The organism is Maridesulfovibrio spiralis (SeqCode), from assembly GCF_048571135.1.
GTDB classification, from domain to species: domain Bacteria; phylum Desulfobacterota; class Desulfovibrionia; order Desulfovibrionales; family Desulfovibrionaceae; genus Maridesulfovibrio; species Maridesulfovibrio spiralis.
On record NZ_CP182344.1, the window covers coordinates 3,148,424 to 3,173,785 of the forward strand.

23 protein-coding genes are annotated in these 25,362 nt (G+C 48.6%); 14 read left to right on the forward strand and 9 right to left on the reverse strand.

Features of this window, described 5'->3' with window-relative positions:
• From ACNI29_RS14050 to ACNI29_RS14075, 6 genes are all read left to right on the forward strand, one after another.
• Nucleotides 1-1,740 (forward strand): phage tail protein, encoded by a 1,740-nt coding sequence (locus ACNI29_RS14050; protein WP_419778990.1) that lies wholly within the window; start codon nt 1-3, stop codon nt 1,738-1,740.
• Nucleotides 1,737-2,231 (forward strand): hypothetical protein, encoded by a 495-nt coding sequence (locus ACNI29_RS14055; RefSeq protein WP_419778991.1) that lies wholly within the window; start codon nt 1,737-1,739, stop codon nt 2,229-2,231. The genes ACNI29_RS14050 and ACNI29_RS14055 overlap by 4 nt, the downstream gene beginning before the upstream one ends.
• The gene (locus ACNI29_RS14060) at nt 2,232-3,098 is read left to right on the forward strand and encodes a hypothetical protein (protein WP_419778992.1); all 867 of its coding nucleotides are present in this window, start codon (nt 2,232-2,234) and stop codon (nt 3,096-3,098) included.
• 211 nt (nt 3,099-3,309) lie between these two features.
• Nucleotides 3,310-4,332: a hypothetical protein gene (locus ACNI29_RS14065; RefSeq protein ID WP_419778993.1), complete on the forward strand. Its 1,023-nt coding sequence runs from the start codon at nt 3,310-3,312 to the stop codon at nt 4,330-4,332.
• Nucleotides 4,333-6,231: a hypothetical protein gene (locus tag ACNI29_RS14070; RefSeq protein ID WP_419778994.1), complete on the forward strand. Its 1,899-nt coding sequence runs from the start codon at nt 4,333-4,335 to the stop codon at nt 6,229-6,231.
• A 3-nt stretch (nt 6,232-6,234) separates the two neighbouring features.
• Nucleotides 6,235-6,717, forward strand: a complete 483-nt coding sequence (locus ACNI29_RS14075; protein ID WP_419778995.1) for a hypothetical protein — start codon at nt 6,235-6,237, stop codon at nt 6,715-6,717.
• 60 nt (nt 6,718-6,777) lie between these two features.
• On the opposite strand, the gene ACNI29_RS14080 is transcribed toward ACNI29_RS14075, so the two are convergent.
• Nucleotides 6,778-7,758: a DUF3089 domain-containing protein gene (locus tag ACNI29_RS14080; protein WP_419778996.1), complete on the reverse strand. Its 981-nt coding sequence runs from the start codon at nt 7,756-7,758 to the stop codon at nt 6,778-6,780.
• 196 nt (nt 7,759-7,954) lie between these two features.
• On the opposite strand from ACNI29_RS14080, the gene bioF reads away from it, so the two are divergent.
• The 4 genes from bioF to ACNI29_RS14100 all read left to right on the forward strand — a co-directional run bounded on the left by bioF (nt 7,955) and on the right by ACNI29_RS14100 (nt 11,268).
• Nucleotides 7,955-9,130 (forward strand): 8-amino-7-oxononanoate synthase, encoded by a 1,176-nt coding sequence (gene bioF / locus ACNI29_RS14085; protein ID WP_419778997.1) that lies wholly within the window; start codon nt 7,955-7,957, stop codon nt 9,128-9,130.
• Nucleotides 9,130-9,729 carry an alpha/beta hydrolase gene (locus tag ACNI29_RS14090; protein WP_419778998.1) on the forward strand — a complete coding sequence of 200 codons (600 nt, stop codon included), beginning with the start codon at nt 9,130-9,132 and terminating at the stop codon, nt 9,727-9,729. The genes bioF and ACNI29_RS14090 overlap by 1 nt, the downstream gene beginning before the upstream one ends.
• 7 nt (nt 9,730-9,736) lie before the next feature.
• Complete coding sequence (locus ACNI29_RS14095) at nt 9,737-10,486, forward strand: methyltransferase domain-containing protein (protein ID WP_419778999.1); 750 nt, start codon at nt 9,737-9,739, stop codon at nt 10,484-10,486.
• A 101-nt stretch (nt 10,487-10,587) separates the two neighbouring features.
• On the forward strand, nt 10,588-11,268 hold the full coding sequence (locus tag ACNI29_RS14100) for a CBS and ACT domain-containing protein (protein ID WP_419779000.1): 681 nt from the start codon (nt 10,588-10,590) through the stop codon (nt 11,266-11,268).
• A 65-nt stretch (nt 11,269-11,333) separates the two neighbouring features.
• Here ACNI29_RS14100 and ACNI29_RS14105 read toward each other — a convergent pair whose 3' ends face one another.
• The 3 genes from ACNI29_RS14105 to ACNI29_RS14115 form a co-directional block, all read right to left on the reverse strand.
• A complete protein-coding gene (locus ACNI29_RS14105) occupies nt 11,334-11,747 on the reverse strand; it encodes a hypothetical protein (protein WP_419779001.1) in 414 nt (137 codons plus the stop codon).
• A 63-nt stretch (nt 11,748-11,810) separates the two neighbouring features.
• A protein-coding gene (locus ACNI29_RS14110; RefSeq protein ID WP_419779002.1) for an IS3 family transposase occupies nt 11,811-12,898 on the reverse strand; the annotation gives its coding sequence in 2 pieces (ribosomal slippage) (nt 11,811-12,646 and nt 12,646-12,898; 1,089 coding nt in all).
• Between the two features lie 65 nt (nt 12,899-12,963).
• Nucleotides 12,964-13,215, reverse strand: a complete 252-nt coding sequence (locus ACNI29_RS14115) for a hypothetical protein (RefSeq protein WP_419779003.1) — start codon at nt 13,213-13,215, stop codon at nt 12,964-12,966.
• Between the two features lie 221 nt (nt 13,216-13,436).
• Here ACNI29_RS14115 and ACNI29_RS14120 point away from each other — a divergent pair, with 221 nt between their 5' ends.
• Both ACNI29_RS14120 and ACNI29_RS14125 read left to right on the forward strand, forming a co-directional pair.
• Nucleotides 13,437-14,591, forward strand: coding sequence for an ATP-binding response regulator (locus ACNI29_RS14120; protein WP_419779004.1), 1,155 nt, complete (start codon nt 13,437-13,439; stop codon nt 14,589-14,591).
• A gap of 83 nt (nt 14,592-14,674) precedes the next feature.
• Nucleotides 14,675-16,183 carry a DUF3369 domain-containing protein gene (locus ACNI29_RS14125; RefSeq protein WP_419779005.1) on the forward strand — a complete coding sequence of 503 codons (1,509 nt, stop codon included), beginning with the start codon at nt 14,675-14,677 and terminating at the stop codon, nt 16,181-16,183.
• Between the two features lie 52 nt (nt 16,184-16,235).
• Here ACNI29_RS14125 and plsY read toward each other — a convergent pair whose 3' ends face one another.
• The 4 genes from plsY to ACNI29_RS14145 form a co-directional block, all read right to left on the reverse strand.
• The gene (gene plsY, locus ACNI29_RS14130) at nt 16,236-16,823 is read right to left on the reverse strand and encodes a glycerol-3-phosphate 1-O-acyltransferase PlsY (protein WP_419779006.1); all 588 of its coding nucleotides are present in this window, start codon (nt 16,821-16,823) and stop codon (nt 16,236-16,238) included.
• Between the two features lie 199 nt (nt 16,824-17,022).
• Entirely contained in the window at nt 17,023-19,086 is a 2,064-nt protein-coding gene (locus tag ACNI29_RS14135; protein WP_419779007.1) for a ribonuclease catalytic domain-containing protein, read from the reverse strand.
• A gap of 245 nt (nt 19,087-19,331) precedes the next feature.
• A complete protein-coding gene (locus ACNI29_RS14140; RefSeq protein WP_419779008.1) occupies nt 19,332-20,324 on the reverse strand; it encodes a glycosyltransferase family 2 protein in 993 nt (330 codons plus the stop codon).
• Nucleotides 20,325-20,511: 187 nt separating this feature from the next.
• Nucleotides 20,512-21,786: an IMP cyclohydrolase gene (locus tag ACNI29_RS14145; RefSeq protein WP_419779009.1), complete on the reverse strand. Its 1,275-nt coding sequence runs from the start codon at nt 21,784-21,786 to the stop codon at nt 20,512-20,514.
• Between the two features lie 177 nt (nt 21,787-21,963).
• Here ACNI29_RS14145 and ACNI29_RS14150 point away from each other — a divergent pair, with 177 nt between their 5' ends.
• Nucleotides 21,964-22,347, forward strand: coding sequence for a hypothetical protein (locus ACNI29_RS14150; RefSeq protein WP_419779010.1), 384 nt, complete (start codon nt 21,964-21,966; stop codon nt 22,345-22,347).
• On the opposite strand, the gene ACNI29_RS14155 is transcribed toward ACNI29_RS14150, so the two are convergent.
• A complete protein-coding gene (locus ACNI29_RS14155) occupies nt 22,276-23,664 on the reverse strand; it encodes a transglycosylase SLT domain-containing protein (protein WP_419779011.1) in 1,389 nt (462 codons plus the stop codon). The genes ACNI29_RS14150 and ACNI29_RS14155 overlap by 72 nt on opposite strands.
• 336 nt (nt 23,665-24,000) lie before the next feature.
• Here ACNI29_RS14155 and ACNI29_RS14160 point away from each other — a divergent pair, with 336 nt between their 5' ends.
• Complete coding sequence (locus ACNI29_RS14160) at nt 24,001-25,281, forward strand: adenylosuccinate synthase (protein WP_419779012.1); 1,281 nt, start codon at nt 24,001-24,003, stop codon at nt 25,279-25,281.
• Nucleotides 25,282-25,362: the final 81 nt, after the last annotated feature.

Here is a 25,362-nt window from a genome sequence, read left to right on the forward strand (position 1 = left end):
ATGTCTGTTTGCCTAATTATGACCAACTTCAGTGCCGGGGAGCTTTCACCGAGGCTTGGCGGTCGAGTGGATCTTGCCAAGTATGCCAATGGACTGGCTAAGCTGGAAAACATGTTTACCCACCCCCACGGTGGGGCATCCCGCAGGACCGGTTTCCGTTTTATAGGCGAAGCCCCGACTAATGAAGTTCGGTTGATCCCTTTTGAATTTTCTACTGAGCAGGCCTATGTGCTCGAGTTCACCGACCGCAAGATCCGCGTATACAAAGACGGGGGGCTTGTTCTGAATTCCGGCACTCCGGTGGAGATTGCAAGTCCATACACCGCAGCGGATTTAGCAGACATCCGTTTTACCCAGTCCGCCGACGTCATGTATCTGGTGCACCCCGAAATCCAACCTTATAAACTTTCCCGCACATCACATGTGGACTGGACTATGGAATTGGTTCCTTTCAGTTCCCCACCCGAAGATTGGAACAGCAGTAAAGGTTTTCCGTCCTGCGTGACATTTTTCGAGGAGCGTCTATGTTTTGCGGCCAGCCCGGCTAACCCGCAGACTTTATGGATGAGTAAAGCCGGGGCTTATGAGGATTTCGGTGTTTCCGATCCGCTGGTAGACGATGATGCCTGCACCTACACTCTTTCCGCCGATCAGGTGAACGCCATTCGCTGGATGGTGAGTTCCAAGAAACTCATTCTCGGAACATCCGGTGGGGAGTGGTGGCTGTCCGGGGGCAGCAGTGCGGATTCAGTCACTCCCAATTCGGTGATGGTCCGGCGTGAAACAACACATGGCTCTGCTGCAATTCCCCCGGTTGTGGTCGGTGGAGTCATGCTTTTTTTGCAAAGGGAAGGGCGGACCATTCGAGAACTGGGGTATTCCTTTGAAGCTGACGGGTATGTGGCCCCGGATTTAACCATTCTGTCCGAGCACCTGACCCGTTCCAATTCCATAACAGAATGGGCTTATCAGCAGTCCCCGGATTCCGTCGTCTGGATGGTTCGCGATGACGGTGTGCTGGTTGGTCTGACTTATCAGCGTGAGCACGAAGTTGTGGGTTTTCACCGTCACCTTACGGATGGAAAATTCCGCTCAGTGTGCACTGTTCCCGGTCCAACGCAGGATGAAGTCTGGGTAGTGGTTGATCGCGAAGTGGATGGCAAGGTCCGTTCATATGTTGAAAGGATGGAAAAACAGTTTGATGGTGAAGGATCGGAGCAAGCCTTTTTCGTCGATTCCGGCCTTTCTTACGATCAGGGAGTCAGCGATACGGTCTTCACTGGTCTTGATCATCTGGAAGGCAAGACCGTTTCCGTGCTGGCGGACGGCGCGGTGCACCCGGAGATGGTTGTCGAAAACGGTGCTATTACTTTGAGCGCCCCGGCAAAGGTGGTTCATGCCGGACTTCCATATATTTCCAATCTGAAAACCCTGCGCATTGAGGGCGGTGCGATGTCCGGCGGAACAGCTCAGGGCCGCATGAAACGTATTTCCCATGTGACCGTGCGACTGTTCCAGTCTCTTGGTTTGCAGGTCGGTTATGACGGTGATCATCTGGAACGTGCCCCGTTCCGTTCGTCAGCGGACAAGGTTGGCGGTGCTCCGGCACTTTATAGCGGGGATTATGAAGTCAAATTCAACCGGGGTTATGACCGTGACGGGCAGATTTATATTCGGCAGGACCAACCGTTGCCGCTTTCAGTTCTGGCTCTTATTCCAGAAGTCTCGGTGTATTCATGACCCGTTTGAAAAACAATTCTTCCATTGCCCTTGGAGTGCCTACTCTTTGTGATGTGGAATTCGTTGCTTCCAATTTGCGTGAGAGTGATCGTAAGGACATGGAAGGTCTGCATCCGGGAAAGCCTGCACGTGAGATAATTGTTGGTGACGTTGAATATTCCGCATTCGTTTACGGGTTATACAGTGATGGCAGAATCCTGGCTCTTTTCGGGGTCATTCCCCTTGCTCCGGGAGTCGGAACTCCTTGGTTGGTCGGGACCGGTGAGGTCGATGAAACCCCATTGTCTTTCGCAAGGGCATCGCACCGTTTGCTGTCCATGCTACAAAGAAGTTTTCCGGTGCTGGATACATGGATCTGCTCCCGGAATAGCAAGAGTGTGCGCTGGCATCAGTGGTGCGGTTTTGAATTTGAAAAGGAAAAGGTCCGCATGGGCAGGGCTGATTATTTTTATGCCCGGCGGACAGTTAAAGAATTTAGAGGAGGAAAATAGATGGCAACAGGACTTTTAAGTTACGGATCGAGCATGTTTTATGGTGCCGCCTCCAACGCTGTCCTCGGTACGGCTACACGGGGAATTTCCGGGCAGGGTTTTTCAGTTGGAAATCTTGGCATGGATACTTTGGGCGGGATGCTGGGTGGTGGCTTTGGTTCAACATCCGGTTCCGGGGGTGGAATTACCAGTTTGCTTGGTGGTTCAGGCGGAGGATTCACCGGCCTGCTTGGACAAGGGGGCAGCCTGCTTTCCAATTTGACCGGAGCAGCTTCCGGGGCGAGCAGCGGAGCAACGTCCGGCTCTTCGGCATCTACGGGAGGGAGTTTTCTAGGCGGGAGTGGGGGCGGTTTGAACTCTCTGGGCCTGCTGAGCCAGTTCGGGCAGTCTGCGCTTAGCGGGAGTCAGGCGCGCAGTGAAGTGGAGTACAATTCCCAGCTTACCGAGGTAAACAACTATCATTTGATGCAGCAGGGGGTATACAACCGCCGGGTAAATTACAAAGAGGCCCGGTTGATCAAACAGGATGCGGAGATGAAGCTGGCGACCTTGCGGCGTGAGCTTTACCGCCGTGAGCATTCCCTGTCTGGATACAAGGGAGTGCGTCTTGATTCCGGTTCCATTGTCGATGTGCATGAAGACACCATCAGACAGGCTGCTTTTGATGCCGAGATTGTTAAATATCAAGCGGAGGTGAGTTCGAATAGACTGATTGAGCGAGGCGATATGTCGGTCTGGTCCACGCACAGTCAGGCAGTGCTTAATTATAACAGAACACAGGAACAAACCAATGATAACGATTCTGCCGTCAGCTCTTCCCTGCTTTCACAGGGGACCAGTTTGGCCGGATCGCTGCTGGGTTCTTAGGTAAACAGCGCAGAAGGATGCGCCTTAGGTCATTTGTTTTGGCGGGCTTGAGTTAAGCAACTCAGGCCCGCTTTATTGTTCTCAGGAAAATGAAGTTGCTCTTCCGTTCAAGGGCGGACCTGAGTCCTCTGACTCGGGTCCGCCTTGCTGCGTAGTCTTTAGATGTAAGGCAGCTAATGAATCGTATTAATAACACTAACAGGAGGAATTAATGACCATTGTTTCAAGTGGCAGCACCATAACCTTTGTCGGGGACGGTGTTCAGACATTCTTTGATTTTAATTTCCGTGTTTTCAAGACGGAAGAACTCAGTGCTGCGGTGCGCGATAGTGGAGGAAATGAACAATCCCTTGTGCCGGGAACAGATTTCAAAATCGTCTCCGGTCTGGGTGCGGAGTCCGGCGGCAGGGTGCAGTATCCTGTTTCCGGTGACCCCCTTCCGTATGGGGATAAGATTATTCTTTACCGCGATGTTCCTTATACACAGGAGCTGGAATTGGTAGAGAATGACCCTTTTTCTGTTCAGCTTCTCAATGAAACTTTTGACCGTGGCGTTATGCGTGACCAGCAGCTTCAAGAGCAGTTGGACAGGGCTCTTAAGTATGACATTTCGACTCCGCCTGAAGATATGCAGACACCGCAGGAATTTATGGGTGAAGTCACAGAGGCCAGTGACCGGGCCGTTTCCGCGCAGTTCAATGCACAGGCTGCGCAGATTACCGCAGAGTCCGCAAGAGATGAGACTGTTCAAACAGCGGACAAGGCCATCGACGATATCAATGTGAAGGGCAATCAGGCCGTTTCAGATATCAAGCTCAACGGCGAAGCGCAGGTCCTACGCGTTGACGGCGTAGGCAGCACCGAAAAACTCGCCGTGCAGGTAGCAGGTAACGCGCAATCCGCCGCCATTGAGAACGCCGCAACCAACGGTAAGGCTTTGCTTGAAGCGGTCAACGTGGGAAATTTCAACATTCCCCAGAACATACAGAAACAAGCCATAACCGACCCGGATTCGGCCCTTGCCGCACCGGGGAAGTACTTCACCGCCGGACCGCTCAAGATTGCCGAGGGCGTGAATTTGACTGTCGGTGACGGGGTGAGCGTTGAAGATCGCGGTTCGGATAAGGCCGCAGAAATCAGCTTTGATTTCAGAACAACGGGCGCACCTGCTACCAACGTGCAGGATATGCTCGTCTATCTCTACAAAGAAATTCAAAAACTTAAGGAGGCATAAATGCCCATCACTTTTCACAAAGAGGCCGGGGCGGCTGTCGCTGTTCCCGATGCCGACAACAAGGTTACTTTTTTTGTGGATGAATCCGGGAATCCGGCAGTTAAGCATGCGGACGGGACCAGCTCCAAAGTCCTGATTGACGGTGATGCTTTCACCACCTCGGAAAAACCCGTCTTGACCTATGTGGCAAACGGCTACGAGGGAACCGATATCACTGTGCTTATTGCCAACTACGACGATTACATGTCCGGTGTTGAGTTCGGTTTTAAGCCGCAGGGCGGAACTATCGCGGTCAACAAGGGCGCGATTATCTGGACCCTGCCGCAGCTCGATGTAGCCGGTCAGGTTACGCTTGATGTGACCGCGCGGGAATTCGGCAAGGCCACCAGCACCAGCACCGCCACCGTGGACGTTGCGCTGATCCCGTTTAACGTGGCCGGGCTCGGTATCACCTCGCCCGCTAACGATGCCGTTGGAGTCAAAGAAACCGCAGCCGTTGCCGCTGATACTCCTGTTTCCAGCGATCCGGCTTACAACCATATCAGCACCAGCTGGTATGTTTCCCCGGATGGAACCAAGGCCAACGCGGTAGCCAAGAGCGTTGACGATGCTATCAATCTCAACAGCTGGAAGATTGCCAAGGGCATGGTCGAGGGAACCGTTTATAAGCTCTGGCGTGAAATCAAGATGAGCAACGGCGAGACAGTCTTTACGCTGGTCAGCGACAAGATTTCATTCACCAGCGCGGAAGCCTTCAACGTCTGGAAAGATTACACCGCTACACTGGACAGTCAGATAAACTCATTTCTTGCGGATCTTCCTTACAACCTGTCCCTGTGCAAGGTTTCGGATACCTGCTTTTTGACCGCTTTTCGCTTGGGTTCCGGGCTTACCCTCAAGTGCGCGGCTCTGACCCGTGGCAGTGCGGAAGCTGCCGACTTCACCGCCGCAACTCCTTTTGATGTCAGCCCGGTTGATGTGAACAACAACGGACTCTCAGCCCTTGCGCCAATGGGGCTTAATTCTGTTTTGGCTTTTTTCGATCCTGAGCCTAACCTTGACGCAGCGGTAGCCTGCCGACTTCTTGCCAAGGGCGCAACCGAGGCTGATTGGGCCGTGTCCGGTTCAGGGATTCCGCTTTCCAGTTATGGATACATCGGGGACGTTAAAGCAGCCGAAGGTAATGAACTTGGTGTCCCCTGCATCTATAAAGAAGAACGCGCTTTAAATACTTATGCTGCCGTTGTGTCGGATATCACCAGACCGTCCAACACTTCAAATGTGCTGACCAAGAATGAGCTTTTTGTCGGCACTGAGAATAATCCCATGAACACTGCAATCGTGGGCATGTCCGAGAATGAAATTATTTTCGCGTACTCCTACGGCGGTCCTCCGTTCAACGTGAAGCTTTACTCTCTTTCAAGGGCGGACAGCTCTTCGGCATGGGGCGATGCGCAGCTTATCACAAGCTATGAATCCCTTGCACAGTCAGCACAGTATCTGGAACTGGTTAAAATGTCCGCTGACCGTTTTGTGCTCTCCTATTATGAAGGGGATTTATCTGACGACCGGGTACGCGGAAAGGTTTTTAACCGCGTGGGTGGGACTTGGACTGCTGGAAATGAGTTCCTGACCAAAGCGGGCAACGATGCCGTGCGTCCTGTTCTGGCTTCGCCCAATGAGGAAACCGTTGTTGTCGTTTACGGAACTTCCAATGCTCAGGCAGAGGTTATGGTTTATGACGGCACAGATTGGTGGACCGGTGATCCTGTGACAGTTTTTGATTCCAATACCGGGCAGAAGGCTATGCGGGTAGATAATCAGAATAGCTTAGCACTCTTTTTTACAAAGAACCTCTCTCCGGCGGCGGGTAACTTTAAAAAGATAATAGCGGGGTAGACCATGTATACAATTGTTAAAGACGGCGTAGCGGCTTGTGGAGCGTCCGAGATTGATGGACTGCCCACTGAGGAAATGAAACGTGAAGCTAAACGTATCGGCGGTAAAATTGTAGCGGCTAGAATCAACAAGCCGTTTATCAATCCCCGCATGCAGATGTACGGGCAGTACAGCACCATCGTCCGTGCTGACCGGGTGGATTATAATTATTCGGTGGTAGAGATTCCAACGGAAGCCGTGCGGCAGAACATTGTTGCCGAATCCAAGCAGGAAGCAGAAAAACGTATTCTCGCCATTGCGCCTATCTGGAAGCAGATTAACGCCATTGCCGATCCTGACCTGGAGATTACCGCAAAGGTCAAGGCTGTGCGTGATGCCAGCAACGCCTTGGAAGACGAGATTCAGGCTATGGACCGAGACGGGCTGGCCGTGCTGGCGGTTGAGGTTTGGAGCGGGTGGCCGGAGGTTTCGAAAACTATTCAATAAAAATATATAAACTCAATAATAAAAAGGGTTGGTGAATTTGTTCACCAACCCTTTTTGCTTTTAGTGCTGCTTTTTTAGGTAAGCTTCACAACGCTCTTTTACGTTTTCTTTCACGTTGAAAAAGAAAAAATCGTAATCGTAGCGGTGATAAACTTCCTGCCCAAGTGACATGTTCAGCTGTTGCAGGACTTCTTTGGGAGGAGTCGGTACTTCAAGTGCCCCCGCCGCGTTGATGCGTGCGGCGGTGAAGTTTTTGACGCGTAAGGTTTTATTCTCGGTAATGAAAATTTTAGCTTCAATATTATCCGAGGCAGGGAATTCTTTTGTCTCGGTATTCCATGAAAGCGGATTAACGCAGAGTGCACCTTTTTTGACTGTGGGGGAGATTCCACCGGGACCGATGGTGTTCCATGTTATGAGACATCCTGTCTGTTCGGGGCTTTCGCTCAGCTCCAGGCCGAGGTCCGCAATGTCTTTAGCTGTGAATGTCCAGCCCGGAAGATAAGCGGCGACCAGTTTGTTTTTGTCTATCAGTTGGGGATTTTCGAGCAGCAGGTTTCTGGTCACATAGGAACCTTGGCTATGGGCTGCAAGAATGAAAGGACGACCATTGTTAAGATTGTTGAGGTAAAATTTAAATGCGGATTTTATGTCTGAGACAGGAGTTTGAATATAGTCTTTTTCGCCTCCCTTTTTAAGTACTTCAATATTCATCTGCCGATACCGCGGAGCAAAAATATTGCAGGAGTCGGCAAAGGCTGATGTGATCCATTGGACTGTATCCCGGTCAGTAATCCGGTTAAGCTTTTCGTTGTCCAAATCAGCGATTAAGTGACCGTTCGATGGAGGACCGTAGGTGGTGGGGTGTACGAAAAATACGTCAATTTTCTTGGTTGGATTGTTGTCCCGAATGGACCAGTGTTTGTCCAGAGTATAGTCCGGGGCTTCCGGCAGCGGCGTGATATTTTTGCCGGTACAGGCGCAGAATAGGAATGTCATTCCCAGTAAAATAAATAATATGGTGAATTTGAAGTTTTTCATGTGTGCTCCAGTTTTCAGTTATAATGAGAGTCATTCGCTTGGTCTCCTAGGATGGGTAACAGAAAAGACCTGTAATTAGCCATAAATTTTTCTACATATCAAAAACATGGTTGCTATTCTTAGCCATGAGCTTTACTTTTTCCATTCACCATTTAAAATACTCCGATTATATTTTTGACTGCCGGATTTTGTTTTTATGACTCCAAAAAGTTTTTATCGCCGTATAGAGGGCGAATTGGCCGAGCTTAAAAAGGCTTCCATGCTCAGGGTCGTTCCTGATTTGGACAACGGAGCCGCCAAGGAACTCCTTTTCAATGGGCAGAAATTGCTCAACCTTGCCTCCAACGATTACCTCGGCCTTGCTATGGACGAAAGCCTTGCCCGTGCCGCAGCAGAAGCAGTGCGCAAATATGGCTGCGGAGCGGCCGCTTCCCGGCTGGTTACCGGAAATTTTCAGATTTATGATGATCTGGAGCGGGAGCTGGCAGCATTCAAAGAGCAGGAAGATTGCATGCTCTTTACCTCCGGCTATACCGCCAATCTTGCTATTATGGACAGCTTTGCCGGACGGCGCACAGTCGTCTTCTCCGATAAGTTGAACCATGCCAGTATACTGGACGGTATCAGGATGTCCGGGGCGCGTCAGGTGCGTTACCGTCACAACGACCTTGCCCATCTCAAGAAGCGGATGGAAGCAGCTAAAGACGCCCATGAACGGCTTCTTATTACTGATACCATTTTCAGCATGGACGGGGACCTCGCTTATCTGGAAGAGGTTGCGGACCTCTGCGATTTTTATGATACCATGCTGGTCATTGATGAAGCCCATGCCGAAGGGGTTTTCGGGTCTGGAAAAGGCATTGCCTTTGAGCGTGGAGTCGCGGACCGCGTAGATCTGCATATGGGTGCTTTTTCAAAAGGGTTCGGTTCTCTCGGAGGTGCTGTTTCCGGACGTAAGGAATTGATTTCCTACCTGCGTAACAAAGGGCGTTCCTTTGTGTTTACTACAGCCCTGCCACCAGCTGTAATCGGAGCCAACCTTGCGGCTTTGCGGTTGGTTGCAGAAGATTCTTCCCGTGGACAGCGCTTGCTGGCGATGAGTTTGGATTTGAAAGAATACCTCGAGTCATTAGGCTTTGATTGCGGCAATTCTGAAAGTCAAATAATTCCTGTCATTCTAGGTGACAATAAAACCGCATTAGCTGCCCGCGACAGGCTGATTGAAGAAGGCATATATGCTGCAGCTATCCGTCCACCGACGGTGCCTGAAGGTACAGCGCGTTTGAGGCTTTCGTTACGGGCAGATTTAACTGGAGATGATTTACAGAAAATCAAGAGCGCGTTTGGCGTATTGAAAGCGGAGTTTGGTTGATGAATATTGTTTTTGTCGGTGGCTGGGCTTCTTCTCCGTCCCAATACCCGCAACTGGCCGAAACAGCACGCTTTCTGGTTCCTTTTAGCGGATTCGATCCTGAAGAACTTCCGGCTTTGCTCGAAGAAGGCGGTGATGTGCTTGTTGGCTGGTCCACTGGTGCGCATATTTTGTTGAAGGAATGCCGCCACTTGTTTGTCCGTTTTAAAAAAGTGGTCTTGATTGCGCCGTTCTTATCGTTTACGGATTCATTCCCCGTTCGGTTGGTCCGTGGGATGATTCAGGGTATGGATAAAGACCCTGCGGAAGTCGTCCGGTCATTTCATGAAAATTGTGCAGAGCCTGAGCCTCCTGCATATAATTCGAAAGAATCAGCAGCTCTTGTTGCCGGCCTTGAATATCTTATTTCTTCGAAGATCGAGATTAGCGGGAAAGTTTTATTGCCTGATTTGACCATTGTGCATGGTAATAGTGACCGCATTGTTCGTCGTAAGGCTTTTGATAAGGTCATGACAGCCTTAGAAAATGTACAGGTCGTGGAGATCGAAGGCGGACACAAAATTCCAGAACCGGAATTGTTGAGTATTATTAAGGGATAGTGTTTAAGTGAAAAAGAGAATTCGTCAGTGTTTCGGAAAGGCTGCGTCAAGCTATAGCGACGCCGCTTCCGTGCAGCGTATTGTTGCTGCAAATTGTGCGGCTCTTTGCCCGCAAGGCTCCTATGGCTGTGTTCTGGATATAGGCTCGGGAGTCGGTTTTTTGCATGATGAGTTGAAGAAACGCATCTGTTGTGGGCAATATGTTTCATTAGATCTGGTCAGGCCCATGCTTCTGGAGCAGAAAGGTAGCGGGGCGCTGCTTGTTGCAGCGGATGGTGAGGAGTTACCTTTCGCGGATGAGAGTTTTGATCTGCTCGCAAGCTCTTCGGCTATGCAGTGGTACGGTGACCCTGAAAAATCTATTCCACAAAGTTTCAGAGTTCTAAAATCCGGCGGAAAGTTCGGGATAGCCATTTTTGTCGATGGGACTCTGAGTGAACTGGCGGATGTCAGCGCAAGAACTGGATTCGGTTCAGTCAAGCAGTTGAGGTCCTGTGATTTTTATGAAGATATTTTCTCAGGTATCGATAATTTGAGAGTTACTTTTTCCAGCGAAAATTATGAACAGTTTTTTCCGTCCGTGAAGTATTTTTTGAAAAAACATAAGCAGACCGGGGCCGTTGCATCCAGTGAAAATATATCCTGGGGCAAGGATAAATACCGTCGGTTTGTTGAAGAATATGAAAGATTATACAGGGGAGAATCAGGAATAAAAGCCAGCTACAGGGTTTTCTTTGCTTACGGAGAAAAGTTATAATTGCCGATTTTGGAGTGAAGGCAGTTTCCCTTTGACTTTTTTACTGATCAATACGAATTTTGTTTTAATGACTTAATATGATGATATTCAGGAGTTGAGATATGTTAGTAGGGGATTGGATGACAGAAGAGGTGCTGACCATTCAGCCGGGAGCACCTGTATTTGATGCCATGGAAATGATGCGCGATGCCGGCATCAGGCAGATTCCGGTAACTGAGGCTTCCGGGTTGGTTGCGGGTATTGTTTCCGATAGGGATATTCGTGATGCCATGCCTTCCAAATTTTTGTCCGGTGACAATGCCAAAGGTAATGGGGAAGGCCTGATGGGGCTGAAAATTAAAGATATTATGACCCACGATCCTTATATTGTATCTCCAGACACATGTATGGAGGTCGCAGCAGAAATTCTGCTTGAACGAAAGATCGGCGGCCTGCCTGTTGTTGACGAATTCGGGCTTGTCGGTATTGTTACCGAGGTTGATGTTTATCGTTTTCTGACTACTGTAACCGGGGTCAGCAAGGGTAGTTCCCAGTTTGCTTTTGTATTGGAAGATACAGCTTCCGCCCTTGAGGAATTGCTGAATGACTTTTGGACAAGGGGAGTTCGTCTTTCAACCGTCTTTACTTCTTATGAAGGAGTTGAGCAGGGTGCGCGCCGTGTTTTTATCTGGGTTCAGAAACTTGATGATAATGCGGTTGATACTTTGGTCATGCATCTGAAAAAAGCTTACGACCTTAAGTACCATGTGCATAGAGGCGAGACTTATAAAAATGAATTCTAGGCTGAATTAATAGAGAAAAAAGAGCCGCAGCGGATCACCGCTGCGGCTCTTTTTTTGAAATATTTTTAGAGCAATTTTCTTTTTTTAGCTTCTTCGTATACTTCGATTGAAATCATGTTCAGCGTAAGCAAGGCACCAGTTAAATCTATGTTTTTTTCTATTGCATAGATTTCAGCGGATAAAAATTGTGTTTCAGTTAAGACACCCTTTTGCAATAGCCATCCTTTCAGGTCTGTAGGGGAGGCTTCAGGTGCGGCCGACTTCTGAGATTTCACGCCTGCCTTTAAAAGAGTCTTCAGATCGTCCAGTCGACGGGAAAGTTCTTTCCGTTTGTCGCGTAAATCCTGAAGTTCTTCGTTTAGTATTTTTTCTTTATTGCTTATATCGTATGATTTGAGTTCAAAATTACCATTGATGCTTTTGCATACAAATATAGTGGCCATCATGCCGATTGAAATAAATAGTATTGAAAAAATCATAGCGTTGTCGTTTAGAGTTTATTCGGTAATCCCCCCATTCTTAGGGGGCCTGAAAAGTAGAGGCTATGCAGCCATTCTCAGTTTCTGCATCGGAGTGATGCCGCCAATGCCCATATTGGGGCGTTCATTGTTATATGTCCAGAGCCATTTGGTAGCGTAATCCTGCACCTCTTGGATGCTTTCAAACATGTAATGGCTCAACCAGTCGTACCGCACGGTCCGATTGAAGCGTTCAACGTAAGCGTTTTGTTGCGGATTTCCTGGCTGGATATATTCCAGCCGTATCTTTTCTTTTTCTGCCCATAGCAGTAGCCTGTTGCTTATGTATTCAGGGCCGTTGTCGCATCTTATTGCTTCGGGTTTGCCACGCCACTCGATAATCTGGTTCAGTGTTCGAACAACACGATCCGCAGGCAATGACAGATCTACTTCGATGCTCAATCCTTCACGATTAAAGTCGTCGATTACGTTCAACAAACGAAAACTGCGCCCATCTTCAAGTTGGTCATGCATAAAATCCATGGACCAAACTTGATTGGCAGATTCGGGCTGGGATAAAGGTTCCGGTTTTTCACGCACAAGCCGTTTCTTAGGCTTAATGCGCATGTTCAGCTCAAGTTCTCGGTAAATCCGGTAAACGCGCTTATGATTCCAAGAAAAGCCTTGCACGTTGCGCAGATACAGGAAGCACAATCCAAAACCCCAGTTGCGTTGGTTGTGCGTTAACCGGACTAGCCAGTCGGTAACAAGTTCATTTTCAGCGGAGAGCTTCGGTTCGTACCTGTAGCAAGTTTGGCTGATGCTGAAAGCCTCGCACGCCTGACGGATATTGACCTTTTCTTCCTTCACGGCTGCCTTTGCCATCTTGCGCCGACAAGACGGCTTTACCACTTTTTTTCGAGAGCTTCCTTGACGATTTCCGCTTTCAATCGCTCTTCGGCATACATTTTCTTAAGCTGGCGGTTCTCACGTTCCAACTCTTTCATTCGAGCCATCAAGGATGCATCCATGCCGCCGTATTTGGAACGCCATTTGTAAAACGTGGCACTGCTCATTCCGTGTTCACGGCAAAGCTCGGCAACGGGAACTCCATTCTCGGCCTGCTTCAAAATACTCAAAATTTGACTGTCGCTGTAGCGTGACTTTTTCATCTGAATCTCCTCGGTCTTCTTTACGAGAAAATTCTACTTTTCAGAACAATTAATTTTCGGGGGGATTACCATTCCCCCGAAGAAGCGTCTTCCCCGGGGGTGTCCAGGGCGTTGAGTCTTTCTTCGGTTTTTGCAATTTCTTTTTCAATCATACTCATCTCTGAACGAACTTTTTCCATGGATTTTTCCATGTGCGCCTGCTTTAGCTCGAAAGCCTTTTTCTTTTGCCCAAACTTTGCGTTTTGCGCAGCATAGGTAGAGTAAATGATAAAGGCAAAAATGATTAGCGCGATTGAGGCTATAAGAATTTCCGTCATGATTAATGCGTCCTGTAAGGATTAAGTGGCAAGACATTAGTTTATATAGTTTACTTGTTCAAGAGGAAATAGCTGTCAGGTAAAAACTATGTGTAATGAGTGTGATAAATCTACATAAATTATGGTTCCAAATGATAATACTGTTTGAATTTTTAGCTAAGTGGGTTAGTCTGTCAGTATGATTTTTTTATTACGCACCAGCTTATCAATTGAGGGTATGCATGCATACTGATAATTTATTCGCAGATGATGAATTAGTTTTTTCCGGGGATGAAGCGGAAGAAGCACTGTCGCCATATCGTGAGCCGTGGCAGGTGCTTATTGTGGATGACGAGCCGGATGTGCATTCCATGACCAGAATGGTGCTTGGCGATTTTGAATTTGAGGGCCGTCCCCTTGAGTTCACAAGTGCCTATTCTGGAGCGGAAGCAATTGAGGTCTTGGAAAATATATCCGGTTTTGCAGTGGTGCTCCTAGATGTGGTGATGGAGACCAATACTGCGGGATTGGATGTTGCGCGTCGCATCAGGAATGAACTTAATAATCAATTTATCAGGATCATCCTGCGTACCGGCCAGCCCGGCTTTGCACCGGAGCATACGGTTATAACCGAACTGGATATAAATGATTACTGGCAGAAGGCAGAGCTGACTTCAAAGAGGCTGAGGACCTCCATGACCACGGCTCTTCGTTCTTACAGAGACTTGCTCAAAATTGAATTGAACCGCGGAAGTCTGGCCCAGATGGCCAAATCTGTGGCGCATCAGATACGTAACCGGACCATGACTATCAATGGCTTCGCAGGGCTTGCCGCCCGTAAGCTGGAGCCCGATTCAGAGGTTCAGGAGTACCTGAAAACAATAGCGCACGAAACTGCCCGTTTGGAAGACATTGTAAAAAGTGTATCTGCATTTGCATCCATAGACCATTGCGAACATTGCAGCGCGGAAGTTTCAGATGTGATGGATAAGGCTCTGGATGTCTGCCGTGAATACGCAAGAGGTCTTGGCCGTGAGGTAACATTCAATATTGATGTTGCAAGTATGACTATTGATGCCCGTCCTGATTTATTGGCAAAGGTCTTAATTGAACTTGTTTCCAATGCGATATATTTTTCAGATGAGCAGAATCCTTTGGTGCAGATAAGTTTTAAGGTGGAAGGTTCGTATAATGTGTTGCAGGTTTCAGACAATGGAATTTGTATATCAGAAGCGGATATGCCGTACATTTTTGATCCATTTTTTACGACCCGTCCCGAAGCAGTGGGAATGGGATTGAGCATTGTAAGCAGAATTACAAATGGCTATAATTGGAATATAACTGTTTCCTGCTCAGATGAAGGGGGGGCCGTTTTCAGGGTGACAATTCCTTTGTGATATTCAAGTGAGGTCTGTCTATGGTTGCTAGTCCAAATTCAATTGACAATGATGAGCTCCTTTTTGCGGATGAAACGCCTGAGGTGAGTAAGGTAAGGAAGACCAAAAGTTGGAAAATTCTCATAGTCGATGATGAGGAAGATGTTCACAGCACTACACGGCTTGTGCTGGGGGATTTTAGGTTTGAAGGCGCAGGGTTGGAATTCCTGAGCGCATATTCAGCCGAACAGGCTGTCTCCATTTTGAAAGAACATCCAGATGTTGCTGTTATCCTGCTTGATGTGGTTATGGAAACCAACCATGCAGGCCTTCAACTTGTGCGGATTATTCGCGAAGAAATGAAGAATCGCATGGTTCGCATAATCTTACGTACAGGGCAGCCGGGTCAGGCTCCTGAACGGCAGGTCATCATTGAGTATGATATCAATGACTACAAGCATAAAGCCGAGCTTACCGCACAGCGCCTATTTACTTCTGTGCTTTCATCACTCCGTTCTTTCAGGGACTTACAGGTTATTGAACAGAACCGTAGAGGACTTAAGCATATTATTGAGGCTTCGGGTAGCCTTTTTAAACAGCAGTCCGTGGGACGGTTAGCTCAAGGGGTGCTTACTCAAGTTATTTCCCTGATCGGTCTGCGTGATTCTGTATACATAGAAGGTGATGGAGTGGCTGTGACCAGCCCGGAGCATGGCAATATGCGGATAATCGCATCGACCGGTAAATATTCACAATGTACTTCCTCAGTAGATGAGTGCCCGGTTCTTTCCGAGCAGACCAAGAGCCAATTGGACAAAGTCCGTGAGAGGGGATTCGGCTGCTTTATGGAGTGTGATTATATCGGCTATTTGCCGACTCACCAACATGGTTCACATCTACTTTATGTGGAAAACTGCGGCAATGAATTCAGTGAGCAGGACGAAGACCTGTTGCGGATTTTTTCGGATAATGTCGGCGTAGCTTTCGATAATATCTATCTTAATCAGGAAATTCTGGACACACAGAAAGAAATTGTCCGTATGCTCGGCGAGGTGGTGGAGTTCCGCTCCAAGGAGACTGCTTTTCATGTTATCCGGGTTTCGGAGATAGCCAGAATTCTGGGAATGGCTTTGGGTCTTGATCCGGTTAAAGTTGATGAACTTTACTATGCTTCACCCATGCATGACGTGGGCAAGATCGGTATACCGGACTCAATCCTGCTCAAGCCGGGTAAGTTGACTGCTGAAGAAATGAAGGTCATGCGAACCCATACCGAAATAGGATACAATATCCTTAGGGCCAGTAACCGTAAGTTGCTTAAGACTGCGGCCAAAATCGCTCATGAGCATCATGAGTACTGGGACGGCTCCGGCTATCCGCAGGGTTTAAAGGGCGATGAAATCAGTATTGCCGGACGCATTCTCTGTATTACAGATGTTTTCGATGCCCTTTGCAGCGAGAGAGTGTACAAAGAGGCTTGGGAAGTGGACCGGGCACTTGAGTTTCTCAAGGCTAACCGGGAAACGATGTTTGATCCGGCTCTGGTTGATGCTTTTTTCGACAATCTGGAGAAGATTATGGAAGTCAGAAAAAAATATAAGGATGTTTTTTAGAACAAAAAAAGGGGGAGTTTTTCGACTCCCCCTTTTTGTTTTTATCGCGTAATTATTTCTTTTTTTTCCAAGAGTTTTCTTCGCCTTTAGCAAGACGTTTGATGTTGTCCCGGTGAGTCCAGAACAGGAGCATGGTCATACCGCATGCCAACGGAACCATGCCGATAGCGCCTGTCACCAGAGTGAAGAAAGGCAGGGCCACCGCAAAGGTGAGTGAACCCATGGAAACAAATCCAGAGAGTCCGATTACTGCCAGCAGGAAGATGATGGAGTAGATAGTTGCCACAGGAGCAAGAGCCAGAAATACGCCGATTGTTGTGGCAACAGCCTTGCCGCCTTTCATATCAAGAAAGATTGAGAATACATGTCCGAGTACCGCTGCTGCGGCTACGAGGGAGATGAAGATCCAGTTGTGGCTGTACTGATAAGCCATGAGCACGGGAACAAATCCTTTGGCTACGTCGAGTATCAAGGCTGCAACACCGTATTTGAATCCACACAGACGGGCCACATTTGTGGCGCCGGTGCTTTTGCTGCCCTCGGTACGGATGTCGAGGTTATAACAGATTTTACCGATGAAAAGTCCGAAGGGAATAGATCCCAGAAAATAGGCGAAAACCAGCCAGAATATCCAGAGCATGCGCTAACTCCTTAAAGTCTTTTTCCGTTTCAGGTCTGTCGGTTTTGTCCTGCTTTCCCCTTTGCAGGGATACCCGCACAGCCTGTAAGTTTCCGTTTGTCGTGGTAGTCAAAGTCCCTTGGGACCTTAAAAACCAGAATACATATATGCTAATTCCAGTTAAAATAACAGCTGGAAATATGCGTTTGCTTGTCTTGTATTATTCTTCCATAGCTTCTACAACCCGCAATTCATTGGTCAGCGGATCTATTTTGTTGAAGCGTATCTGAAATCCCTGCCCGGGGTAGAGCTTGTCGCCAAGCATTGGGCGGGGAACCCTTACGTTAATTTGTATTTCAGGCATGGCCAATGTGGCAAGAGGACCATTATCATCAACTACTACACTATGATGCCAGCTTTTTTTGTTCTGTGCCAGATAGAGCAGTTTCCAATAACGCGGCCTGAAGCGTTGAATCTTGATCACAGACTGCAAACGCAGCTGTAAGCTGTCCGCAAGATTCTTAAGATCTTCAGCATCCCATTTAGCATGGCCTTCTACAAGATAGTGGCAGAGCTGAGCCATGTTCAGGAAATCAGCATAGCGTCTAAGCGGAGATGTTATGGGGCTGTATCCGGTTACCGCCAGTGTTGCATGCTTTTTGGGTGTAGTATCCATCTGCGGTGGAACCATCTGGCGAACACGCATGTAGATTTCATGAGGTTCAGTTATTATGCCGCTTAGGTCGGAGGGCAGGGCTATGTCTTGCGTCCTGTAAAGGAGTGGAAAGTCGTGTTCTTCCGCAAACTTGCCCAGTCCGGAGTTGGCAAGGATCATGAACTCGCTGATAATCTGGTCTGCGCGGGTGGTTTTTTCTTTGGTAGACATCAGCACTTTGGTCTGCTGCGGCCAGCTCTCAAGAGAAAGTTCCGGTTCCGGCCTGCGGATTACAATGGCTCCGTGCTTGATACGCTCCTGCAAAAGTTTTTCAGACAGTTCGAAAGCGAGAGCCATTTCATCATCGCTTCCGTCTTTAAGCATTTGCTCAACCGCGAGGTAAGTCGAGTTGTCGGTGATCTTAACCCAGCCTGTATGCGGTGTTGCTGATTGCAGAATTCCTAGGTTGTCCAGCTCAAAAGTCGTGATCAGGGCCGGACGAATTTCCCCGGAAAAAAGGCTGAACGCACCGATACCGAGAGCCTCGGGCATCATATGGCTTGTTCCTTCAGGAAGGTACAGGCTGGTTCCGCGATTCATTACCGCCAGATCCAACGGGGAGCCGAAATTCCAGTCCAAGCAAGGTCTGGCCAGTGCGATAGTCAGGGTGTACCCCCCGTCTTCCCTTTTTTGGAGATTGAAGGCGTCGTCAATATCTTTGGTCGTTGCAGAATCAATGCTTCGCATGGGCAACGGGCAGATGTTCCCTGCTTTTGTCTCAACTGCTTCAATCAGTCTTTTGATGTCTGCACTGTGCTCATCAGACCAGCTGTCGTCAAAAATATATTCAGCTTCATCCAGCAGATAGTTGTGGTGCGGGTGAACTATACCCCATCCCTGAGCCAGCAGCAGTGGCAAGTGAGGGTGGTCAGGCAACCCTTTACGCAGGGCGGACCACATTTTATTGGATTTTTCTTCGTTGAGACCGGAAATACGTTCCATGAGGAATTTTTTCAGGCCATCGGCGATCTCATCGGACATTTCAGGAATGCGGTCCGGTCTGATTTTCCCACCGGATTCACGGGCGGTCCAGATGTTCTTGAAAAGTTCCTGCCCGGCACTCATTATTTCTTCATGCGCTTTTTCCTCTGCCTGCTGCTGCAGACGGAGTTCAACTTTTTCCTGAGTGTAGATGATGAATTCAGGGGGCTGAAATTTGAAATGGGTCTTGGCCGCGATCATGGCCCGCCCAAGAGCGGAAACCTTATCCTCATCCGGTTTTTCCCAAAGAAGTCCGGCAAACCAGCTGAGGGGGGCTTTTTCTAATTCGCCCTGCGCCAGATCCCAAATCTCCATGGTGTCGAGGCCTGCCTGCAGTTCGCCCCGTTTCTCCTGGTGCTTGACCATGTAATCAAGCATATCCTGACGGGTGGCGGACGCGGAATATTGCGGACCGATCCATGGCAGGACCCTTGCCGCAGGCATTTTTGTTTCGCGTTTGTTTATGGTGTAAAGCTTAAGCTTACCGGACTGTTCTTCCATGACAAATGCCAGTTGAGGCTGGTTGCCGTGCATGAATTCTACAATATTTCCGGGTGCTACGTAGCGTCCATCCTTGAATAGGGACATGTAAATCCTTCCGGGAACTCCTGTGTTTGCCGATACAGTAAACGTTTCCCGTTTCCCACCTGTGCGCAATCAGATGTAAGTGTTGTTCAAACTTATTAGTCGTAAAAAAAATAAATCCCGAATGTCTGATAAGACATCCGGGCATTCTTAACATAAATGTTTAATTATTGAAATGGCGCTTTTGAGGCTTAATTGGGGAATAAGATCTTTTAAAATTAGTAATTGAATTGCCAGCCATCCTAGTCTTAATCTTTCGCGCTTTGTTCCTGACAGAATTGCGCACTGTGCATGGAGATGAGCGCTTCTTTTTTCAGTCCCATTTTTTTCTGAATGCGGGCCATTGCGAGAAAAAATGTGGCGGTAGGGTTAATCTCAGCAGCACTGGAGTAGTTAGACAGTGCCTCAGAATCATTTCCCTGCTTTTCATGGAAAGAACCGGTGTCGAAAATGATCTGTCCGAGGCGGGCGTTACGCATTTTCCAGACTCGTTCATTTCGTTGGCTGTCTTTTTCCAATGCCGGAGCGTTTTTTTGGTAAATAGTAAAAAGATTTTCAGCGAATTTGTTTTTGTTTAGGTCTTGGACGCTTTTGCCGGTAGTCAGCTCGAAATATGTGGCGGTAACTTCTGGCACATGAATAAATTCATATGTTTCAGATAACCGGATGAACAGGTCCCAATCTTCTAAAAAATAAAGCGACTCATCAAACATGCCGGATTGATCAATACACTCACGGCGATGGCTGATGCAGATCATGGGGATGTAGTTAATGACCAGCAGTTTGTCAGGGTCAAAATCTTCGGAATGAATCAGATCATGTGTAGTCTCAATTTTGCCCAGATCGTTTTTAGTCATTCTACAGCGCATCGCATCGGAGTAAACAACGTGGATATCAGGCGATGCATACTGTTTCATATGCAGGGAAATGTGTTCGGGATGAAAGACATCATCGTCATCCAGATAGGCGATTACTTCACCCGTTGCAGCCTGAAGCCCTCTGTTGCGGGCAGCCGAAGGTCCGGTGTCGCTATGTCCGTCTAGGTACAAAACAGTTCTTTTTGATTCTTTTAAGCCCGAAGTCCGGACAATTTCCCTCACGTCTTCATGGCCGTCATTAATCACCACCACCTCAATATTCTGATAACTTTGCGTGAGCAGACTCTGCAAAGCCCCTTTTAATTGAATGGGCCGATTATAGGTCGGCAGGATTACGGATATTTTGGGTGAGGAATTGTCCATGGTGCTATGGCGATCAGGCCCTGTTTTCATATGCCTTTGTGTGTTTGACCGGAGGATTTATAAGTCCTGGCAAATCTTCCACTGCGGAGCGGCGAAGCCATACTGAAAGGTTCTGAAGGAGATGGGGTCTGGGAAAAGGGAAACTCTTAAAAGAGTTTCCCTTTTCCCAGCCGCCGGAGGCATCAAATTAGTGCTTAAAAGAACGCTGGCCGGTGAAAACCATGGCGACCTGAGGAGCGGCTTCGTTGGTAGCCTGAATTACTTCGTGGTCGCGGATAGAACCGCCGGGCTGTGCGATTGCGGTGATACCCTGAGCCATGCACAGGTCTACGCCGTCGCGGAAGGGGAAGAAACCGTCGGAAACCAGTACGGAACCTTTGAGTCCGCCTTTGGCTTCAACAGCAGCAGCTTCGATTTCAGCTAGATCTTTAGCAGCCTGTTCATCTTTGAGGGCTTTGAGCTTCAGTTCGAAGAGGGACATCTGGAATTTTTCAAAGCAGAGTCCGTCTGCGTATTTGGTGCGGGCTTTAGTCACAGCCAGCTCAACGCAACCGACGCGGTCCTGCTCACCGGTACCGATGGCAGTGGTTACGCCGTCTTTGGCAAAAATTACGGAGTTGGAGGTAACACCGGCTTCAACAGCCCATGCGAAGAGCAGATCGTCAGCTTCCTGCTTAGAAGGTGCACGGGAGGAGAAGGTGGAACCGTCTTTTTCTACGCTGGCTGGGATGAAGTCTTCTGCGTCGAGGATGCGGTTACGGAAAGAGAACTGCACAACCATTCCGCCATCCATGAGGGATTTCACATCGAGGAAGGGCTGACCGAGCATGTTTTCCAGATCGGCAATGCCGGGAATCTGGAGAATGCGCAGGTTCTTACGCTTTTTGAGTACTTCAAGAGTACCTTCTTCAAAAGAGGGAGCCGCAACAACTTCGAAATATGCACTGTCGACAACTTCAGCCGCTTCCATGGTGAAAGGACGGTTGACGACGATAGCACCGCCGAAAGCAGCGATACGGTCAGCCTGAAAAGCATTGTGCAGGGCAGTTCCAACGCCTTCTTCGGACCATGCTGCACCGCAGGGGTTGTTATGTTTGAGGATAACAGCTGCGGGTTTGGAGGTGAGGTACTGCAGGATATTTAGGGCGTTGTCCACATCAGTCAGGTTGGTTTTACCGGGATGCTTACCTGCCTGAATCATGTGTTCTTCGGTGAGGGCGGAAACAAGTCCCTGTCCTTCTCCGCGAAATTTGATGCCGTCGTATTCCAGACCGCCGGAAACCAGCTCATAAAGTGCTGCAGGCTGGTCGGGGTTCTCGCCGTAACGAAGGCCTTTGGTTTCACCGTCGATTTCCCAGGTGCGTTTTTTGAAGGTCAGCTTCTGTTCGCCGAGGGTAACGGTCATATCAGCGGGAAATGGGTCCTGCTGCAGGGTTTTGTACATTTTTTTAAGATCACTCATAGTTGTTCTCCGTGAGTTGTTGCCTTGTGGTAAGCCGCTCATAGCACACCCTTTTCCGGCGGGCAATTTTGAATTGCGGTCCCAGCAATCTTTTTGTAGGTTGATTTTGATCAAGTGCGTGGGAAAAGCTCAACATTTTTCGTGAGTACCGACGCCAGCAGTTTATTGGGAGAATATATGTCAGAAGGTTATATGGAAAAGGCCCTGTTGAAATTGGCAAAGCAGCTTAATGCCTATGACGAGGCATCACTCACTGAATTGTGGAATAAATATGAAGCTGAAGTCGCTAATTTCGAACCTACCCGTAAATGGGAGGAAGCCGCAGTTGTGTTTGGAATGATACAGGCTGTAAGGCTTAAAAACCAGCTTTTTAATTATCATTGGGCCCAGACAGCAGGACCGGAATCAATGTCACCACGTCCGGATTTTGTACCCGGCAAGGGAGAGGATGAGCTGTTCGGTGGAAAACCTAAAGGGTCCGGAAGCGCGTCAACGGGAAGCAGTTCCGGCACCGGTAAGGGGAGTAAGGTAATTCGCCTCCAGCCCCGGAAGGATAGCTAACCCATTCATAATGTAATAGTAATAGCGAACGCTGTCGACATAATCCACGGCTTCATACCCACGTGTGTAGCCGTGTTTTGTTTTTGAATGGTATTTGGGCCGGGTCAGCAGGGGAAATACCTGCTTAAGTGAGCGCCATGTACCAGGATGTCTGCTCGTATATTTGGCAATATCAATGGCATCATAGACATGCCCAAGTCCCTGATTGTAGGCCGCAAGTGTAAATAGCCAGCGATCCCAGCCATCTACATCACGACTTTCAAGTTTATCCCATAAAAATCTGAGGTAACGAGCGCCGCCGTTGATAGCCTGTTTCGGGTCCAGTCTACTGGTCAGCCCCAGAAGCTGGGCCGTATCATTGGTCAGCTGCATCAGTCCGCGAACCCCGGTTTTGCTTCTGGCAAGGGGGTCAAAGCGGGACTCCTGATACATGACCGCAGTGAGCAGCAGCGGGTCAATGTCGTATTTTTTCGAGGCCTTGATTATGTTTTTGTGGTAGAGTGGCAGTTTTGTACGGATGTCTTTACGCAGGGAATATACATCGTAAAAATCCGTTTCCTCGGGGATGAAACCGAAATATTTTTCGCGCAGGTCATCCAATGTGCCGTTGGATGTTACCAGATGCCAGTAGTCTTCTGTGGTCTGGTCGAGGCCGTGCACGTCTTTACGCGCATACCATCTATACTCAAGATCATCACCGAAATAGTCGGTTACCCTGAGTTTGTGCAGAAATGGTCTGATCGGCTTAAGTGCGCCGGATTCTACCAGCTGGAAACGCACTGACTTGTCGTTGTTGTATTTCAGCAGCGGTCCCAGATGAGTGGAATTTCCTCCGCTGACAACGTTAGGCGAACAGGCCAGTTGTTGGCTGAGATCTTCGAATGTTCTTATTAATCCTGAGTGCTCAGGTATAAACACATCCTGATCACATAGCTCAAATGGAGTGCGCAGCTCAAACCTGCGGATGTGGTGCAGCATGGACGCCGGATTTTGTTCATAGACCGGGCCTTTAAACAGCGGGGTAGTGGTCGAGCTCAGCTCGGGATTGTATCCCGTGGCCAACATGATGTCGGCCTTGCCTTTAACCAGAGCTTCAAATGCCTGATCATGGGTGGGATAGCCCTTAATCTCGAGGTCGGTCCCGGCATAGGCAATGAATTCATGCACCAGTTCCTGCTCGAATCCAGGACCCCATGGCGAAAGTTTCGGAAAGACCCTTTCGATATCTACCGCGGCAACCCGGATTGTTTTCGGCAGGGGAATATCGTGTTTTATGGAAAAAATGTAATAAAAAAGGGATAATATTGCCAAGTACACAACAATATTGAAAATATGTTGTGAAAAAAGTGTCAAAATGCCCTTTTTGGGGTGATTTAATTTACTTTGATGTATTGACATATCCCCGAAACTTTTTTTACGCATTAAAACCCGTCTGCCGTGCTTAGTGCTGGCATACCTCTTTTAAAGAAGGTATTACCAGCAGGTAAAGCGGATCTTCTTGAGCGGCCTTTACGGATTTTTAATGCAGCAACAGGCCTGTTCCTGTTATTATACGTCAGACGCAGCGCCGCTATCAAGTAATCAAATTACAGCAAGAATTCCATGCCTTAAGTCAAAGGTATGCGTAAATACTGTAGAAGGAGCACATTAGTAATGGCTAATACCGTAATTGTGGGAACCCAGTGGGGGGACGAAGGCAAGGGCAAAATCGTTGATATGCTCGCCGAACAAGCTGGTGCGATTGTACGTTTCCAAGGTGGAAATAACGCAGGTCACACCCTTGTTGTGGAAGGAGAGCAGTGTATCCTGCATCTCATCCCGTCCGGGGTTCTCCATCAGGGTAAAAAGTGCCTCATCGGTAATGGTGTAGTACTCGACCCCGAGGTTTTTCTCAAGGAGATTGACGGACTTGCCGAGAAAGGCGTGGACGTATCTTCCGAGCGTTTGATGATCAGTAAGAAAACCCAGATCATCATGCCTTACCACAAGCTGATGGATAACTGCCGCGAGTCTCTTAAGTCTGCCGACAATAAAATCGGCACTACCGGTCGCGGTATCGGTCCCTGCTACGAAGACAAAATGAACCGTTGCGGTATTCGTGCCGCCGACCTCGCTGATCCTGAACTGCTGCGCGAAAAGATCGTTGCCGGACTTCAGGAAAAGAACGTTCTTTTTGAAAAACTTTTCAATGTCGAGCCTCTTGATGCTGAAAAGGTATATCAGGAAATCCTGCCTATAGCAGAAAGGGTAGTACCCTACCTTGCGGATGTTTCTTCCGTAATTCAGGATGTTAACAAAGCAGGTCAGGACGTGCTTTTCGAAGGAGCACAAGGCGTGCACCTCGATATCGACCACGGAACCTATCCTTTTGTTACCTCTTCCAACGTTGTTTCCGGTAACGCAGCAGCCGGTTCCGGTTGTGGTCCCCGTCAGCTGGAACGCATCATCGGTATCTGTAAGGCATACACAACCCGCGTTGGTGCCGGTCCTTTCGCTACCGAGCTGTTCGATGAAATCGGCGACATCCTGCAGAAAAACGGCCACGAATTCGGTGCTACCACCGGACGCAAGCGCCGCTGCGGCTGGCTGGACATGGTCGTTCTGCGTGAAACCGCAAGACTCTGCGATCTCACCGAGTTCGCCCTGACCAAGCTGGACGTGCTTTCCGGCCTCAAAGAAATTAAAGTCTGCGTTGCTTACGAGTACCGCGGTGAAAAGGTTGATTATCCCCCGCAGGAACAGAACGGCATGGCTCACGTCAAGCCCGTTTACGAATCCATGCCCGGCTGGGATGAAGATATCACCAAGGCAGCATCCTATGAAGATCTGCCCGAAGCCGCGCGTAATTATATCGCACGCATTGAAGAACTCTCCGGCGTAAAAGTCGGCATAGTCTCCGTCGGTCCCGACCGCGCCCAGACTATTGTAAGATAATTGATGCCTCCGGCGGCTGGGGAAGGGGAAACTCTTGCAAGAGTTTCCCCTTCCCCAGACTCCATCCCCTTCAGAACCTTT

What these genes read in the sequence shown, in the direction of transcription:
- bioF (WP_419778997.1), top strand. Translation starts at nt 7,955, where the DNA reads ATGACTCCAAAAAGTTTTTATCGCCGTATAGAGGGCGAATTGGCCGAG.
- ACNI29_RS14055 (WP_419778991.1), top strand. Translation starts at nt 1,737, where the DNA reads ATGACCCGTTTGAAAAACAATTCTTCCATTGCCCTTGGAGTGCCTACT.
- ACNI29_RS14060 (WP_419778992.1), top strand. Translation starts at nt 2,232, where the DNA reads ATGGCAACAGGACTTTTAAGTTACGGATCGAGCATGTTTTATGGTGCC.
- plsY (WP_419779006.1), bottom strand. Translation starts at nt 16,823, where the DNA reads ATGCTCTGGATATTCTGGCTGGTTTTCGCCTATTTTCTGGGATCTATT.
- ACNI29_RS14150 (WP_419779010.1), top strand. Translation starts at nt 21,964, where the DNA reads ATGTCAGAAGGTTATATGGAAAAGGCCCTGTTGAAATTGGCAAAGCAG.
- ACNI29_RS14105 (WP_419779001.1), bottom strand. Translation starts at nt 11,747, where the DNA reads ATGATTTTTTCAATACTATTTATTTCAATCGGCATGATGGCCACTATA.
- ACNI29_RS14160 (WP_419779012.1), top strand. Translation starts at nt 24,001, where the DNA reads ATGGCTAATACCGTAATTGTGGGAACCCAGTGGGGGGACGAAGGCAAG.
- ACNI29_RS14120 (WP_419779004.1), top strand. Translation starts at nt 13,437, where the DNA reads ATGCATACTGATAATTTATTCGCAGATGATGAATTAGTTTTTTCCGGG.
- ACNI29_RS14135 (WP_419779007.1), bottom strand. Translation starts at nt 19,086, where the DNA reads ATGTCCCTATTCAAGGATGGACGCTACGTAGCACCCGGAAATATTGTA.
- ACNI29_RS14080 (WP_419778996.1), bottom strand. Translation starts at nt 7,758, where the DNA reads ATGAAAAACTTCAAATTCACCATATTATTTATTTTACTGGGAATGACA.
- ACNI29_RS14140 (WP_419779008.1), bottom strand. Translation starts at nt 20,324, where the DNA reads ATGGACAATTCCTCACCCAAAATATCCGTAATCCTGCCGACCTATAAT.
- ACNI29_RS14070 (WP_419778994.1), top strand. Translation starts at nt 4,333, where the DNA reads ATGCCCATCACTTTTCACAAAGAGGCCGGGGCGGCTGTCGCTGTTCCC.
- ACNI29_RS14100 (WP_419779000.1), top strand. Translation starts at nt 10,588, where the DNA reads ATGTTAGTAGGGGATTGGATGACAGAAGAGGTGCTGACCATTCAGCCG.
- ACNI29_RS14145 (WP_419779009.1), bottom strand. Translation starts at nt 21,786, where the DNA reads ATGAGTGATCTTAAAAAAATGTACAAAACCCTGCAGCAGGACCCATTT.
- ACNI29_RS14050 (WP_419778990.1), top strand. Translation starts at nt 1, where the DNA reads ATGTCTGTTTGCCTAATTATGACCAACTTCAGTGCCGGGGAGCTTTCA.
- ACNI29_RS14115 (WP_419779003.1), bottom strand. Translation starts at nt 13,215, where the DNA reads ATGACGGAAATTCTTATAGCCTCAATCGCGCTAATCATTTTTGCCTTT.
- ACNI29_RS14090 (WP_419778998.1), top strand. Translation starts at nt 9,130, where the DNA reads ATGAATATTGTTTTTGTCGGTGGCTGGGCTTCTTCTCCGTCCCAATAC.
- ACNI29_RS14075 (WP_419778995.1), top strand. Translation starts at nt 6,235, where the DNA reads ATGTATACAATTGTTAAAGACGGCGTAGCGGCTTGTGGAGCGTCCGAG.
- ACNI29_RS14065 (WP_419778993.1), top strand. Translation starts at nt 3,310, where the DNA reads ATGACCATTGTTTCAAGTGGCAGCACCATAACCTTTGTCGGGGACGGT.